The following is a 14,357-nucleotide window of genomic DNA, read 5'->3' as shown; positions in this document are numbered from 1 at the left end:
CTCCGTTGGGGTGCCACGCAAGCCGCTGGTCGGAAAGACGGTCCCCCGCTTGATCGTCGTCAACTGGTCGTAAAGTTCCGCTGGACGAGGCCGACAATCCTGAATGACAGCCAGGGAGGCGCACGGGACAAGGATGCTCGCCCGCCCGAACCGTTCCGGACTCGCTGCCATGACCAACAGCCTCAAATTCAGCCACAAGATCCTGCTGGCCGCCTCCCTGGTGGTGATCGCGACCTTCGCGCTTTTCACGCTCTACAACGACTATCTGCAGCGCAACGCCATCCGCACCAACCTCGAGAGCTACCTCGACGAGATGGGTGAGGTCACCGCGCACAACATTCAGAACTGGCTGTCTGGCCGCATCCTGCTGGTGGAAAGCGCTGCGCAGAGCATCGGTAGCGACAGTGCCGAAGCGCGCGTGGCCACGCTGCTCGAGCAAAAGGCGCTGGCCTCGACCTTCATGTTCAGCTACCTCGGTGGGCAGGATGGCAGCTTCCTCATGCGTCCTGCCGAAGAGATGCCTGCCGACTACGATCCGCGCGCGCGTCCCTGGTACAAGGACGCCATCGCCGCGGGCGGCTCGACGCTGACCGAGCCCTATGTGGATGCGGCGAGCGGCGAGCTGGTCATCTCCATCGCGACCCCTGCGCAGCAGAGCGGCCGAAACATTGGTGTCGTTGGCGGCGATCTGGGGCTCAAGGCGCTGGTGGAAATCATCAACGCGCTGGACTTCAACGGCATGGGCTATGCCTTCCTGGTCAGCGGCGACGGCAAGATCCTGGTGCACCCGGACAGCTCCAGGGTGATGAAGTCGCTCGGTGAGCTGTTCCCCGGTCACGCGCCGTCGCTCGACGCCAACTATGCCGAAGTCGATCTCGACGGCCAGACCCGCATCCTCAGCTTCAGCCGCGTTCAGGGCCTGCCATCGGTGACCTGGTACGTCGGCATCTCGCTGGACAAGGATGCGGCCTATGCCAGCCTCGCCAGTTTTCGCACCACCGCGCTGGTCGCCACGGTTGCCGCCGTGGCGTTCATCCTGGTGTTGCTGGGCATGCTGATTCGGGTACTGATGCGTCCGCTCACCGACATGGGCCGCGCCATGGCCAATATCGCCGAAGGCGAGGGTGATCTGACCCGGCGCCTGGCCGTGCAGTCGCGGGACGAATTCGGCGAGCTGGCGACCGCCTTCAACCGTTTCGTCGAGCGTATTCACGAGTCGATCCGCGAGGTGTCTTCGGCCACGTTGCAGGTCAACGAAGTGGCGCAACGCGTGCTCAGCGCTTCGAACGCCTTGATGGCCAATTCCGACGAGCAGGCCAGCCGCACCAACAGCGTGGCCGCGGCGATCAACGAGCTGGGCGCCGCCGCCCAGGAGATCGCCCGCAACGCGGCGGACGCCTCGCAGCAGGCCAGCGGCGCCCGCCATCAGGCCGAGGATGGTCGTCAGGTGGTGGAGCAGAACATCGCCGCGATGCGCGAACTGTCGGCGAAGATCAGCGCGTCCTGCGGGCAGATCGAGGCGCTCAATGCCAAGACCGTGGACATCGGCCAGATTCTCGAGGTGATCAAAGGCATTTCCGAGCAGACCAACCTGCTCGCGCTCAACGCCGCCATCGAGGCGGCGCGGGCCGGCGAGGCGGGCCGCGGCTTTGCCGTGGTCGCCGACGAGGTGCGCAACCTGGCGCATCGCACGCAGAGCTCGGCGCAGGAAATCCAGCAGATGATCGAGCAGCTGCAGGTCGGTGCCAGCGCTTCGGTGCAGACCATGACCGAAAGCCAGCGGCAGAGCGAATCCAGCGTTTCCATCGCCGACCGCGCCGGCGAGCGCCTTGGTGAGGTGACCCAGCGCATCGGCGAGATCGACGGCATGAACCAGTCGGTAGCCACCGCCACCGAGGAACAGACCGCGGTGATCGAGTCGCTGAACATGGACATCACCGAGATCAACACGCTGAACCAGCAAGGTGTGGAGAACCTGCAGTCGACGCTGCGGGCCTGCGGCGACCTGGATCAGCAGGCGCGCCGGCTTAAGCAACTGGTGGACAGCTTCCGTATCTGACCGGAACGGGTTTTTAGAGGGCGCTTCGGCGCCCTTTTTCATGGATGTGATCTGGCAGCGGAGCAATGTGCCCGCGGCGGCAGTCTCACTTGTTCACGTCGCGCTTCAACCAGGAGGCTCCATGAAAATTCTCATCGTGCTCACTTCCCACGAGCAGTTGGGCGACACCGGCAAAAAGACCGGCTTCTGGCTGGAGGAATTCGCCGCGCCGTACTACGTGTTCATGGATGCCGGGGTGCAGGTGGTGCTCGCGTCGCCCGAGGGTGGCGAGCCGCCGCTCGACCCGAAGAGCGACCAGCCCGACGCCCAGACCGAGGCCACCGAGCGTTTCAACGGTGATGGCGAGGCACAAACCTTATTGGCCAACACCTACCGTCTGGATCAGGTCTCGGCCGAGGATTTCGACGCGGTGTTCTATCCCGGTGGCCACGGTCCGCTGTGGGATTTGGTGAACAACCCCACGTCCATCGCCCTGATCGAGTCCTTCGTCAAGGCCGACAAGCCGATAGGCGCGGTCTGCCATGCACCGGCGGCGTTGACCGAGGTGCGCGGCAAGGATGGCGAGTATCTGGTCAAGGGCAAGCGCGTCACCGGTTTCACCAATGGCGAGGAAGCCGCGGTGGATTTGACCGAGGTGGTGCCGTTCCTGCTCGAGGATCGCCTGCGCGAGCGTGGCGGCCAGTACAGCAAGGGCGCCGATTGGACGGCTTATATCCAAGTCGACGGGCTACTGGTGACCGGGCAGAACCCGGCGTCATCCGAGGCGGCGGCGCAGGAACTGCTCAAGCTGCTGCGCGGCTGATACTCACTGCGGCCAGGCGAGTTGTTCCGCCTGGCCACAGGCCTCGAACAGCGGTCGGCTGAACAGGTAGCCCTGCATCAGATGGATGCCCAGATCGAAGAGGGCGCTGCATTCGTCGGCGGTCTCGACGCCTTCGCCGATCACCCGGATGCCCAGTTCTTCGCACATCGACACGGTGCCGCGGACGATGGCTTGGCGCGTGCGGCTCTGGTCGATGCCGCGGATCAGGTCCATATCCAGCTTGATGATGTCCGGCTGGAAATCGGCCAGCAGGTTGAGTCCGGCGAAGCCCGCACCGAAGTCGTCGATGGCGGTGAGAAAGCCGATGCGTTGGTACTCGCGGAACACTTCGGTCAGCCACTTGCCGTCGCTGACGCGCTCGCCCTCGACGGTCTCGAAGATGATCTGCTCGACCGGAAAGCCGTGAACGCGCGCCGCTTCCAGCGTCGAGCGGATGCACAGCTCGGGACGGTAGATGGCATTGGGCATGAAGTTGATCGACAGCTTGCTCTGCATGCCGAGTTTGGCGGCGGTCTTGATCGCCTTGACCCGGCCGGCCTGGTCGAAGCGAAAACGGTTCTGCTCGGTGACTTGCGACAGCACGGTGGGTGCCGGCTCGCCGCCGACGCCGCGAACCAGCGCCTCATGGGCGAAGATCTGCCGGTCGTGCAGGTCGATGATTGGCTGGAAGGCGTAGCTGAAGCCGAAGCCCAGGCGTTCGCCGCTGGCGCAGCTGGGGCACGCGCCGTGCTCGCTGGCGCCGTGGCAGGAATAGGCGTCAGGTGCCGGATTGAAGCTGGCGTTGCTCGAATACATGGACGCGCTCTTCTGCAGGTTGAGACAGGTTAGCGGCCGAGCAGCGCCTGACTGAAGGTCACCCGTCCGCGGCCGGCCCCACTGCAGTCTTGGCGCGGTGGTGCGATGGGGCGCCCAGTTCGTCGATCAGACTGCGCGCGGCGAAGTCCGCCGCATCCGTGAAGGGGTTCAATACGCGGGCGACGCCCGCCGCGTCCAGCGCCTTGCCATGCTGATCGTCACGCACGACGCCGGCGATCTTGCCCTCGAAACCGGCATGCTTGAGCGCATGCAGAAAGGCACGATTGGCCTCCCATTGCGGAAAGCTGGTGACCACCCATTCGGCATGCTGCAGCGGCAGCGACTCGAGAAAGCTTGGGTCCTCGCCATCGCCGAAGCGCACCGGCAGCCGGCTGCGGCGCAACGTGCGCACCGCCTCGGGGTCGAAATCCACGCCGAGCACCGGCAATCGCGCGGCGGCCAGTTGCTGCAGCAGCCGCGAACCATAACGGCCCAGACCGAAGATGATGACGCGTGGTTGGCCCTGCGGTCTGCTCTGGGCCTCTACTGCCAGCTCGCGGTAGGGACGCTTGCGTTCGAACAGGCCGAGCCAGGGTGCCAGGCGTTCATAGAGCGGCTGCGAGAACAGGATCATGTAGGTCGAGAGCATGATGGTCGCCAAGCCGACCAGCGTGGTGAGGCCCAGCGCCTCCGGCCCGACATGGCCGAGGGTGATGCCCATGGCGACGAAGACGATGGAGAACTCGCTGATCTGCGCCACGGTCAGCCCGGCGAGAAAGCCGGTGCGCTTGCGATAGCCCATGTAGCCCATGATCGCCATGACGATCAGCGGGTTGCCGATCAGCACGAACAGCGCCAGCACGATGGCCGGCAGGATCTCGTTGCCGAGCGTGGAGAAGTCCAGCCTGCCACCGAGGTCGATGAAGAAGAACAGCAGCATGAAGTCGCGAATGCCGGTCAGACGCGCGTTCATCGCCTCGCGGTAGACCGTCGAGGCCAGTGAGAAACCGGCGACGAAGGCCCCGGCCTCCTTGCTGAAGCCGATGTAGTCGCCCAGCGCGGCGAGCCCGGTGCCCCAGGAAATGGCGAAGATCAGCAGCAGCTCCTGCGAGCGCGCCATGCGGCTGACCAGCGGCGGCAGCACGTAGCGCATCAGCACGTACATCAGGATGGCCGCACCAGCCAGACGCAGCAGCAGCGAGCCGGAGACCTCGGCCCAGCCGGCATCGCCGGCACCACGCAGGGCGCTCATGGTCATCATCGCCAGCACCACGGCGAGGTCCTGGACGATCAGGAAGCCAACGGCGATGCGCCCGTGCAGCGAGTCCAGTTCGTGTTTGTCCGAGAGCAGCTTGACGATGATGATGGTGCTGGAAAAGGTCAGCGCCACGGCGATGTAGAGCGCTTCCATCGCGCTCTTGCCCATCAGCAGGGTGAGCGCGAAGCCGAAGACGATGGTGAAGGTCAGCTGCCCGAGCCCCGTGGCCAGCGCCACCGGGCCGATATTGCGGATATGCGCGAGGTCCAGCTTGAGCCCGACCACGAACAGCAGCACGGCGACGCCGATCTCGGCCAGCAGGTGGATCTGCTCGGCGGCGTTGACCGGGCCGAATGCCGCCGGGCCAAGCAGGATGCCGACCACGATGTAGGAAATCAGCAGCGGCTGGCGCAGGCTCACGGCAATCGCCCCGACCACCGCGGAAACGATCAGCAGCAGGGCGAATTCGGCGAAGGGGCCGTGGGCGAGCAGCGCTTCCATCAGAGTCTCCGTGCGGTTGATGTGCCGGCGCCGCGGCGCTGTGCCTATCCTGCGGCAGACCCTGGCCCGCCGCCAGCGCGGCAGCGTATGAAACTGTGACAGCAAAGCATCCCGGCGTGCGTCTGCAATCGGCTGGCGAGCCGATAGGCTCGGCCTGCTGCTAGAATTCGCCCTTTTTTCACCCCGCCGAATCGGCGCTGCGAGCCTGCCATGACCTTCGCCTCCCTGGGCCTGATCGAACCGCTGCTGCGGACCCTGGACACCCTCGACTACCGCACGCCGACGCCGGTCCAGGCCAAGGCCATTCCTGTCGTGCTCAAGGGCCGCGACCTGATGGCGGCGGCGCAGACCGGCACTGGCAAGACTGCCGGTTTCGCCCTGCCATTGCTGCAACGCCTGACCATGGAGGGTGCCAAGGTGGCGAGCAATTCGGTGCGCGCGCTGGTGCTGGTGCCGACCCGCGAGCTGGCCGAGCAGGTCCACGAGAGCTTTCGTGTCTATGGTCAGAACCTGCCGCTGCGTACCTACGCGGTATACGGCGGGGTCAGCATCAATCCGCAGATGATGGCGCTGCGCAAGGGCATCGACGTGCTGGTGGCGACCCCCGGTCGCCTGCTCGATCTCTACCGGCAGAACGCCGTGGGCTTCGCCCAGCTGCAGGCGCTGGTGCTCGACGAGGCCGACCGCATGCTCGACCTTGGCTTCGCCGACGAGCTGGACCAGCTGTTCGCGGCCCTGCCGAAGAAGCGCCAGACCCTGCTGTTCTCCGCGACCTTTTCCGAGCCGATCCGGCAGATGGCCCGCGAGCTGCTGCGTGACCCGCTGTCGGTCGAGGTCAGCCCGCGCAACGCCGCGGCGAAGACGGTCAAGCAGTGGCTGGTGCCGGTGGACAAGAAGCGCAAGGGTGAGCTGTTCCTGCATCTGTTGGCGGAGCGGCGCTGGGGCCAGGTGCTGGTGTTCGTCAAGACACGCAAGGGTGTCGATCAGCTGGTGGACGAGCTGCAGGCGCAGGGTATCGCCAGCGACGCAATCCATGGCGACAAGCCGCAGGCCTCGCGCCTGCGTGCGCTGGAACGCTTCAAGGCCGGCGAGGTGCAGGTGCTGGTGGCGACCGATGTCGCCGCGCGCGGGCTGGATATCCACGACCTGCCGCAGGTGGTCAACTTCGACCTGCCGATCGTCGCCGAGGACTACGTGCACCGCATCGGTCGTACCGGCCGCGCCGGCGCTACGGGTGAGGCGGTTTCGCTGGTCAGTGCCGATGAGGTCGATCAGCTCGCCGCCATCGAAACCCTGATCAACCAGGTGCTGCCGCGCCACGACGAACTGGGTTTCGTGCCGGACCATCGCGTGCCGACCACCACCCTGGGCGGGCAGATCATCAAGAAGCCGAAGAAACCCAAGAAGCCCAAGGACGCTGGCAAGGGCAAGATCCACCTCGGCAACTGGTTCGACGAGAACGAGAAACCCAACGCCAGGCCGATCCGCAAGGTGCCGAGCCTGGGCGGTGGCAAACCGGCGAAGAAGCGCTGATCGCTGCGGAGGTGGAAAGCGGCGCAGCCTTTTCCACCCTTGCGCCTCTCACAGGCTCGCTAGTGCCGACACCACCAAGAGCAGCGCCATGGCGTAGTTGAACCGGCGCATATGCGCTGCCGAGTGCAGCAGCTTCGCAGCCCCGGCACCGAGCAGTGCCCAGGCTGCCAGGCAGGGCAGGGCGATCAGAAAGAACAGCAGGGCGTGAATGGCGTAACGCCCGGCGTCGGCAGCGGCGCCGCTGAACACGCCGACCACCGCCAGCGCCATCATCCACACCTTCGGGTTGACCAGTTGCAGGCCGGCGGCGCCCAGCGCGCCGAGCCGACGCGGCGCGGCGGCGGCCTCGACCGGTTCGGCCGGGCTGCGGGCGATCTGCCAGGCCAGGTAGAGCAGCCAGGTCAGGCCGAACCAGGTCATGAGCTGCTGCAGTTGCGGATGGCGCAGCAACCATTCGCCGGCGCCCAGGCCCACCAGCAGCACGATGAGGGCTGCCGCCGAGCAGGCGCCGAGAATGATCGGCACGGCTGCGCCCAGGCCGAAGCGCGTGCTGTTGCTGAGCAGCAGAATGTTGGTCGGCCCGGGGGTGATCGAGGCGACGAAGGCGAACAGCATGAAGGGAAGCAGCTGGCTCATGACGGCTGCTCCGCGATGTGCGTGGCGAGTGCTCCGGGGGTGGCGGTGAGGTGAGGCATGGTTTTCGGCTCCGGGGTGGCGGACGACCGAATACTCGCGCCTGTCGGCTCAGTGGTCTGGAAGATTCGAGCAGCGTTTGCGGTAGTGCGCCGGTGTCAGCCCGTAGGCGCGGCGGAACCAGCGGCCCATGTGGCTCTGGTCGGCGAAACCGAGGCTCATCGCCACCAGCGCCGGTGGCTGGCCCGCTGCGAGCAGGCGCCGGGCCTTGGCCAGGCGCAGCTGGACCAGATAGGCATGCGGCGCCAGGCCGAACGCCGCCTTGAACGCCCGTGACAGCCTGAAGCGATCGACGCCGGTGGCCCGCGCCAGATCATCCAGCCCGAGATCCTGATCCATGTGTGCATGCAGATAGTCCCGCGCCCGCAGCGCCACGGCCGGCAGGCGCGGGTCGGCAGTCAGCCGCGGTCGCCATGACAGGTGCCGCGCCAGTTTGCCCAGCAGGGCGTCCAGCGCGGCCTGGCGAACGATGCGCAGGTCCTGGCTTTGCAAGGCCTGGCAGGCATCGGCAATCACCGTCACCAGCGCCGGCTCGTTTTCCAGCGTCTTGGCGAACGCCGGCTGGCACTGGTTGGGCGCATCCTCGAACAGTGCGCGCAGTTCGCGCTCGAGCCAGTGCGGGTCGAGGTACAGCATCGAATAGGTGAAGCCGCCGGCCGTCGGCGCGTGGCCGTCGTGCAGCTCGCCGGGTTCGAGCAGAAACACCTGCCCCGGCGTGCTGCTGTGCAGCGTCCGGCGGCAGTGAAACTGCTGAACGCCCTGTTCGGTGAAGCCGATCAGGTAGCTGTCATGGAAATGCGGGTCGTAGGCGTGCCCTTCGAAATGCGCACGGATCGTCTCGATGCCGGTTTCGGCATCCTTCTTCAGATCGATCCAGTCATCGGTACCCATGGTGGCTCCATGAACTCGGCGTCGCGGCTTGGCCCGGCTCAGTATCGCTCGCTGCCGGCAGGCCGTCTGGAACATTCGTGCAGCGCCGCTCACGGCCGGACGAACGCGATGCGCGCGACGGACGGTCTCTGACTGCCTGCTGTAATTGATCTGGGTCTAGGCTTGATCCGGTCCATGTTGTGCAGACTCGAATGTCCCGACTCAAGGAGCAAGTCCATGACCCAGACCATGAAAGCGGCAGTGGTACACGCCTTCGGCGAGCCGCTGCGCCTCGAGGAAGTCAAGGTGCCAATGCCCGGCCCTGGCCAGATCCTGGTGAAGATCGCCGCCTCCGGCGTCTGCCACACCGACCTGCATGCGGCCGAGGGCGACTGGCCGGTGAAACCGTCCCTGCCGTTCATTCCCGGTCACGAAGGCGTCGGCCACGTCGCTGCGGTGGGTGCCGGCGTGACCCGGGTGAAGGAGGGCGATCGGGTCGGCGTACCCTGGCTGTACACCGCCTGCGGCTGCTGCGAGCACTGCCTGACCGGCTGGGAAACCCTCTGCGAAGGCCAGCAGAACACCGGCTACTCGGTCAACGGTGCCTATGCCGAGTACGTGCTGGCGGACCCGAATTACGTGGGCATCCTGCCGAAGAACGTCGAGTTCGACGAGATCGCGCCGATCCTCTGTGCCGGGGTCACCGTCTACAAGGGTCTCAAGGTCACCGAAGCGCGGCCCGGTCAGTGGGTGGCGATCTCCGGTATTGGCGGCCTCGGCCACGTCGCGGTGCAGTACGCCAAGGCGATGGGCCTGCACGTGGTGGCGGTGGATGTGGATGACGCCAAGCTGGAACTGGCCAAGCGCCTGGGCGCCGACCTGACCGTCAATGCGCGCACGGAGAGCCCCGTGGAAGTGGTGCAGCGCGATATCGGTGGCGCTCACGGCGTGCTGGTGACGGCGGTGTCCAACAGCGCCTTCGGTCAGGCCATCGGCATGGCCCGGCGGCGCGGTACCGTGGCGCTGGTCGGTCTGCCGCCGGGAGATTTCCCGACGCCGATCTTCGATGTGGTGCTCAAGGCGATCAGCATCACCGGCTCCATCGTCGGTACCCGTGCCGACCTGCAGGAGGCGCTGGACTTCGCTGGCGAGGGGCTGGTCAAGGCGACCATCCATACCGACAAGCTCGACAACATCAACCATATACTCGACGACATGCGTGCCGGGCGCATCGAGGGCCGTATCGTGATGAAGATGTAGAACGCTGGGTGCGGCCGGCTCATCCGGCCGCTGCTCACCCGTCGATCAGGCCTGTGCGATTGTGGGCCGTTCGGTCCGCAGCCAGCGCAGCATTCCCTCGGCCGCCGCCCGGCCACTGGCAAAGCAGGCGGTCAGCAGATAACCGCCGGTCGCTGCCTCCCAGTCGAGCATCTCCCCGGCGCAGAACACACCGGGCAGCTGTCGCAGCATCAGGTTGGCATCCAGCGCTTCGAACGGCACGCCGCCGGCACTGCTGATGGCTTCGTCCAGCGGACGCGGGCGGACCAGGCGGATGGGTAGCGCCTTGATCGCCGTGGCCAGGGCTTGCGGCTCCTGAAAGATCGCGGCATCGGTCAGCTCGCGCAGCAGCGCCGCCTTGACTCCATCGAGCTTCAGCTGGCGGTGCAGGTGCTTGGCCATCGACTGCGCGCCCCGTGGTCTGGCCAGGGCGCTGGCGACCTGCGCCAGGGTGCGATCCGGCAGCAGGTCGAGCAGCACGGTGGCGGCGCCGTCACGGTTGATCGTGTTGCGGATCGGCGCCGAGAGCGCGTAGACCAGGCTGCCCTCGATGCCGGTCGCGGTAAGTACGAACTCGCCCTTGCGCGGCGCGGTGTCGGGAAGGGCGAGGCTGACCGTCTTCAGCGGCGCGCCGGCGAACTTGTCCCGCAGGTGCTCGCTCCAGGCTTGCACCTCGAAGCCGCAGTTGGCCGGCTGCAACGGTGCGATGGCAATGCCGCGAGCTGTGAGCAGCGGCACCCAGGCGCCATCCGAGCCCAGTCGCGCCCAGCTGCCGCCGCCGAGGGCGAGCAGGGTGGCGTCGGCCTCGATCAGGCTTTCGCCGTCCGCCCCGGCGATGCGCAGCACACCCTGTGCGTCCCAGCCCAGCCAGCGCTGGCGGGTATGAATGCGCACGCCACTCTCGCGCAGGCGCTTGAGCCAGGCGCGCAGCAATGGCGCGGCTTTCATGTCGGTGGGAAATACCCGGCCGGAACTGCCGACGAAGGTGTCGATGCCCAGCCCGTGAATCCAGTCACGCAGCGCGCTCGGAGTAAAGGCGTCCAGCAGCGGGCGCAGCTGCTCTGAGCGTGCGCCGTAGCGGCTGACGAAGGTGGAGTAGTGCTCGGCATGGGTGATGTTCATGCCACCGACCCCGGCCAGCAGGAATTTGCGGCCCACCGACGGCATGGCGTCGTACAGATCGACGCTGATGCCCGCCTGGCCGAGTACTTCGGCGGCCATCAGGCCGGCAGGGCCGCCGCCGATGATGGCGACACGAGAGGAGGGGGCGGGCGGGGTCATGGCAGAAGCCTGAAGAACATCACGGGGCGGGCATTGTAGCCGCTGACGGATGCTCAGCCGAGTCCGTGGCGCTGCCAGGCGGCTGCCGCGCTGACATGCAAGGTGGCGTGGCGCCGTGCGAGCAGGGCGCGGTCCTTGTCGTAGCCGCCGCCGATCAGGCCGACCACCGGAATGTCGCGGCCCAGGCAGTGGTCGAGCACGGCGCTGTCGCGGGCGGCGAGCCCGGCGTCGGTCAGCGAGAGCAGGCCCAGGGCGTCGTCGCGATGAACATCCACGCCGGCGTCATAGAGCACCAGGTCCGGCTGATAGATCGGCAGCAGGTAGTTCAGGGTGTCGTGTACCACCTTCAGATACGCGTCATCGCCCATGCCGGGTGGCAGCGGGATATCCCAGTCGCTATGGGCCTTGCGCGCGGGGAAGTTCTTTTCGCAGTGCAGCGAGACGGTTACCGCGTCCGCCACGTTTTCCAGGATGCGCGCGGTGCCGTCGCCCTGATGCACGTCGCAATCGAAGATCAGCACGCGGCCGACACGTCCGCTCTCCAGCAGGTACAGGGCGATTACCGCCAGGTCATTGAAAATGCAGAAGCCGGAAGCGTGGTCGTGATGGGCATGGTGGGTACCGCCGGCCAGGTGACAGGCCAGGCCATGTTGCAGTGCCTGCTCGGCGGCCAGTAGCGAGCCGCCCACCGCGCGCACGGTGCGCTGCGCGAGCTCCGGGCTCCAGGGCAGGCCGAGGCGGCGCAGTTCGTCGCGACCCATCGCGCCGCTGCAGTAACGCTCGACGTAGTTGCGGTCGTGCGCCAGCGTCAGAATGTCATGACTGCACAGCGCGGGGCGCAATAGCGCTGCCTCTGTGGTCAAACCCAAGGCGACCAGATGGTCGCGCAGCAGACGAAACTTCTCCATGGGAAAACGATGGCCCGGCGGCAATGGCGGGCTGTAATCGTCGTGAAATACCAGGGGAAGCGACATGAACCACGCGTGTTCGATGGATGTGCACCGCAGTATGCAGGCTGGCCGTCGGAGCGCTCAAGGAGCAGGGATGGTCGAACGACTCGCACTCGAAAGCACGCGCCTACGGCTGCGCAACTGGCATGACGAAGACCTCGATCCGCTGGCGCGGCTCTGCGCCGACCCGGAGGTGATGCGCTACAACCCGGCGCTGTGGTCCCGCGACGAATGCGCTGCGCTGATGGTGCGCAGCAGGCTGCATCTGCTGCGCAATGGTTTCGGCCTGTGGGCACTGGAGCGTAAGGACAATGGTGCCTTCATCGGCTATTGCGGACTGGTCTGGTCCGCCTCTCTGCTGCCGAACCCGGCCGTCGAACTGCGCTGGGCGGTGGCCTGCGAGCATTGGGGGCAGGGCCTGGCCCACGAGGCTGCTGAAACGGTGCTGAAATGTGCGTTTGGCGCGCTGGGGCTGGATGAGGTCGTGGCCTGGGCGTCGCGGATAAACGAGCCGGGCAGGCAACTGCTGGAAGGGCTCGGCATGCGCCCTGAGCAGACCACCGCGTACGGCCATCCGGACGTTTCGCCCGAACATCCGTTGCACGCCCAGCTGCTCTACCGGCTGCGGCGGGACGATTGGCGACAATAAGCCCTGTTGCTGGAGCGATGCCGGCGAAATCCGTAACATGGCGTGCCTGTCCGCCTGCCCTTATCAAGGATGCCGAAATGACCCAGATACTCGACGCCCTGGTCAACCTGCTGACCCTGGAACGCATCGAGGAAAACCTGTTCCGTGGCGCGAGCCAGGACCTCGGCTTTCCCCAGCTGTTCGGCGGGCAGGTGCTCGGCCAGGTGATCTCCGCCGCCAGTCAGACGGTGTCGCCGGAGCGCCATGTGCATTCGCTGCACGGCTATTTCCTGCGCCCCGGCGATTCGCACCAACCGGTGGTCTACGACGTCGATCGCGTACGCGACGGCGGCAGTTTCACCACGCGGCGGGTCAGTGCGATCCAGAAGGGCCAGACCATCTTCACCGGCATCGCCTCGTTCCAGGCCGCGGAAACGGGCTACGAGCATCAGCTGCCGATGCCGGACGTGGTCGGGCCGGACGATCTGCCCAACGAGTGGGAGCTGTTGCACAAGCTGTCACCGATGGTGCCTGAGCGGGTGATGGAAAAGCTGCGCCGACCCAAACCCATCGAGATCCGCCCGGTCACGCTGGTCGACCCGGCCAACCCGCAGCCCATCGAGCCGGTCCGCCACCTTTGGTTCCGTGCCGACGGCTCGCTGCCCGACAGCCCGGCACTGCACAAGTACCTGCTGGCCTACGCCTCGGACTTCAGCTTTATCGGCACGGCGTTGCAGCCGCACGGCGTCAGCTCGTGGAGCAAGTTCATCCAGCTGGCCAGCCTCGACCACGCCATCTGGTTCCATCGCGAGGTGAAGCTGGACGACTGGCTGCTGTATTCCATCGACAGCCCCTGGGCCGGCAATGCCCGCGGCTTCGCCCGCGGCAGCATCTTCAACCGCCAGGGCCAACTGGTCGCTTCCGTGGCGCAGGAAGGGCTGATCCGCGTGCGTGAGGACTGGATGTGAAGATTGCCGACGTTCGTCACTGGGTGTTCGACATGGACGGCACCCTGACGATCGCCGTGCACGATTTCGCCGCCATCCGCCGCGCGCTGGCGATTCCCGAGGAGGACGACATCCTCCATCATCTGGCGGCGCTACCTGCCGAGGAGGCCGCCGCCAAACACGCCTGGCTGCTGGAGCACGAGCGCGAGCTGGCCTACGCTGCGCGTCCGGCAGAAGGCGCGCGCGAGCTGTTGCACGCCTTGCGCGAGCGCGGCTGCCGGCTCGGCGTGCTGACCCGCAATGCCCAGGAACTGGCCAGGGTGACGCTGGAAGCGGTCGGCATGGGGGACTGCTTTCTGCCCGAGGACATCCTCGGCCGCGACGAAGCGCCGCCCAAGCCGCATCCGGGAGGGCTGCTGCACCTGGCGGAGCGCTGGCGCGTGGCGCCGGCGTCGATGCTGATGGTCGGCGACTACCGCTTCGACCTGGAATGCGCCCGGGCCGCCGGCGCGCGCGGCGTACTGGTCAACGTGCCGCACAACGAATGGCCGGAGCTGGCCGATCTCTATGCCCCGGATTGCCGGATGCTGCACGGGCTGCTGTCTTCGGGCGAGGTCTGAGCGCGGTGTGTGCACAAAACCGGCTGTTATCTGGTGTTGCCCAGCACCACTGCCCGCACTACGGTTTGAACCCCGCATGACCCTGCAAGCGGCCTGCCCGCGAAGCTCCACTTCCCGCCAT

13 protein-coding genes are annotated in these 14,357 nt (G+C 66.5%); 7 read left to right on the top strand and 6 right to left on the bottom strand.

Features of this window, described 5'->3' with window-relative positions; genetic code table 11:
- Positions 1–169 precede the first annotated feature (169 nt).
- The gene (locus P5704_009205) at positions 170–2,059 is read left to right on the top strand and encodes a methyl-accepting chemotaxis protein (protein ID WOF80634.1); all 1,890 of its coding nucleotides are present in this window, start codon (positions 170–172) and stop codon (positions 2,057–2,059) included.
- Between the two features lie 121 nt (positions 2,060–2,180).
- Positions 2,181–2,861, top strand: a complete 681-nt coding sequence (locus P5704_009200) for a type 1 glutamine amidotransferase domain-containing protein (protein WOF80633.1) — start codon at positions 2,181–2,183, stop codon at positions 2,859–2,861.
- A gap of 3 nt (positions 2,862–2,864) precedes the next feature.
- Here the strand turns inward: P5704_009200 and P5704_009195 are convergent, their stop codons facing one another.
- Both P5704_009195 and P5704_009190 read right to left on the bottom strand, forming a co-directional pair.
- The gene (locus tag P5704_009195; protein WOF80632.1) at positions 2,865–3,677 is read right to left on the bottom strand and encodes an EAL domain-containing protein; all 813 of its coding nucleotides are present in this window, start codon (positions 3,675–3,677) and stop codon (positions 2,865–2,867) included.
- A 58-nt stretch (positions 3,678–3,735) separates the two neighbouring features.
- Positions 3,736–5,436, bottom strand: a complete 1,701-nt coding sequence (locus P5704_009190; protein WOF80631.1) for a cation:proton antiporter family protein — start codon at positions 5,434–5,436, stop codon at positions 3,736–3,738.
- A gap of 210 nt (positions 5,437–5,646) precedes the next feature.
- Here P5704_009190 and P5704_009185 point away from each other — a divergent pair, with 210 nt between their 5' ends.
- Positions 5,647–6,969 carry a DEAD/DEAH box helicase gene (locus P5704_009185; protein WOF80630.1) on the top strand — a complete coding sequence of 441 codons (1,323 nt, stop codon included), beginning with the start codon at positions 5,647–5,649 and terminating at the stop codon, positions 6,967–6,969.
- A 48-nt stretch (positions 6,970–7,017) separates the two neighbouring features.
- On the opposite strand, the gene P5704_009180 is transcribed toward P5704_009185, so the two are convergent.
- Together P5704_009180 and P5704_009175 are read right to left on the bottom strand one after the other, a co-directional pair.
- Positions 7,018–7,605: a LysE family translocator gene (locus P5704_009180; protein WOF80629.1), complete on the bottom strand. Its 588-nt coding sequence runs from the start codon at positions 7,603–7,605 to the stop codon at positions 7,018–7,020.
- A 108-nt stretch (positions 7,606–7,713) separates the two neighbouring features.
- Entirely contained in the window at positions 7,714–8,553 is an 840-nt protein-coding gene (locus P5704_009175; protein WOF80628.1) for an AraC family transcriptional regulator, read from the bottom strand.
- A 216-nt stretch (positions 8,554–8,769) separates the two neighbouring features.
- Between P5704_009175 and adhP the strand changes: the two genes are divergently transcribed.
- The gene (adhP, locus tag P5704_009170; protein ID WOF80627.1) at positions 8,770–9,792 is read left to right on the top strand and encodes an alcohol dehydrogenase AdhP; all 1,023 of its coding nucleotides are present in this window, start codon (positions 8,770–8,772) and stop codon (positions 9,790–9,792) included.
- Positions 9,793–9,837: 45 nt separating this feature from the next.
- Here the strand turns inward: adhP and P5704_009165 are convergent, their stop codons facing one another.
- A complete protein-coding gene (locus P5704_009165; protein WOF80626.1) occupies positions 9,838–11,091 on the bottom strand; it encodes a TIGR03862 family flavoprotein in 1,254 nt (417 codons plus the stop codon).
- Between the two features lie 53 nt (positions 11,092–11,144).
- Complete coding sequence (locus tag P5704_009160) at positions 11,145–12,065, bottom strand: histone deacetylase (protein WOF80625.1); 921 nt, start codon at positions 12,063–12,065, stop codon at positions 11,145–11,147.
- 70 nt (positions 12,066–12,135) lie between these two features.
- Here P5704_009160 and P5704_009155 point away from each other — a divergent pair, with 70 nt between their 5' ends.
- From P5704_009155 to P5704_009145, 3 genes are all read left to right on the top strand, one after another.
- The gene (locus P5704_009155; GenBank protein ID WOF80624.1) at positions 12,136–12,690 is read left to right on the top strand and encodes a GNAT family N-acetyltransferase; all 555 of its coding nucleotides are present in this window, start codon (positions 12,136–12,138) and stop codon (positions 12,688–12,690) included.
- A 77-nt stretch (positions 12,691–12,767) separates the two neighbouring features.
- Positions 12,768–13,637, top strand: coding sequence for an acyl-CoA thioesterase II (gene tesB, locus P5704_009150; GenBank protein WOF80623.1), 870 nt, complete (start codon positions 12,768–12,770; stop codon positions 13,635–13,637).
- Positions 13,634–14,236, top strand: a complete 603-nt coding sequence (locus P5704_009145) for an HAD family hydrolase (GenBank protein WOF80622.1) — start codon at positions 13,634–13,636, stop codon at positions 14,234–14,236. The genes tesB and P5704_009145 overlap by 4 nt, the downstream gene beginning before the upstream one ends.
- The last annotated feature ends 121 nt before the right edge of the window (positions 14,237–14,357 follow it).

Origin of the sequence: Pseudomonas sp. FeN3W (genome assembly GCA_030263805.2) — a bacterium.
GTDB classification, from domain to species: domain Bacteria; phylum Pseudomonadota; class Gammaproteobacteria; order Pseudomonadales; family Pseudomonadaceae; genus Stutzerimonas; species Stutzerimonas stutzeri_G.
The sequence above is the reverse complement of the archived record's forward strand: the minus strand, read 5'-3'. Positions and strand labels throughout refer to the sequence as shown.

Bases quoted from the DNA above. Each gene is read 5' to 3' on its own strand.
- P5704_009205 (WOF80634.1), top strand. From the start codon at position 170: ATGACCAACAGCCTCAAATTCAGCCACAAGATCCTGCTGGCCGCCTCC.
- P5704_009200 (WOF80633.1), top strand. From the start codon at position 2,181: ATGAAAATTCTCATCGTGCTCACTTCCCACGAGCAGTTGGGCGACACC.
- P5704_009195 (WOF80632.1), bottom strand. From the start codon at position 3,677: ATGTATTCGAGCAACGCCAGCTTCAATCCGGCACCTGACGCCTATTCC.
- P5704_009190 (WOF80631.1), bottom strand. From the start codon at position 5,436: ATGGAAGCGCTGCTCGCCCACGGCCCCTTCGCCGAATTCGCCCTGCTG.
- P5704_009185 (WOF80630.1), top strand. From the start codon at position 5,647: ATGACCTTCGCCTCCCTGGGCCTGATCGAACCGCTGCTGCGGACCCTG.
- P5704_009180 (WOF80629.1), bottom strand. From the start codon at position 7,605: ATGAGCCAGCTGCTTCCCTTCATGCTGTTCGCCTTCGTCGCCTCGATC.
- P5704_009175 (WOF80628.1), bottom strand. From the start codon at position 8,553: ATGGGTACCGATGACTGGATCGATCTGAAGAAGGATGCCGAAACCGGC.
- adhP (WOF80627.1), top strand. From the start codon at position 8,770: ATGACCCAGACCATGAAAGCGGCAGTGGTACACGCCTTCGGCGAGCCG.
- P5704_009165 (WOF80626.1), bottom strand. From the start codon at position 11,091: ATGACCCCGCCCGCCCCCTCCTCTCGTGTCGCCATCATCGGCGGCGGC.
- P5704_009160 (WOF80625.1), bottom strand. From the start codon at position 12,065: ATGTCGCTTCCCCTGGTATTTCACGACGATTACAGCCCGCCATTGCCG.
- P5704_009155 (WOF80624.1), top strand. From the start codon at position 12,136: ATGGTCGAACGACTCGCACTCGAAAGCACGCGCCTACGGCTGCGCAAC.
- tesB (WOF80623.1), top strand. From the start codon at position 12,768: ATGACCCAGATACTCGACGCCCTGGTCAACCTGCTGACCCTGGAACGC.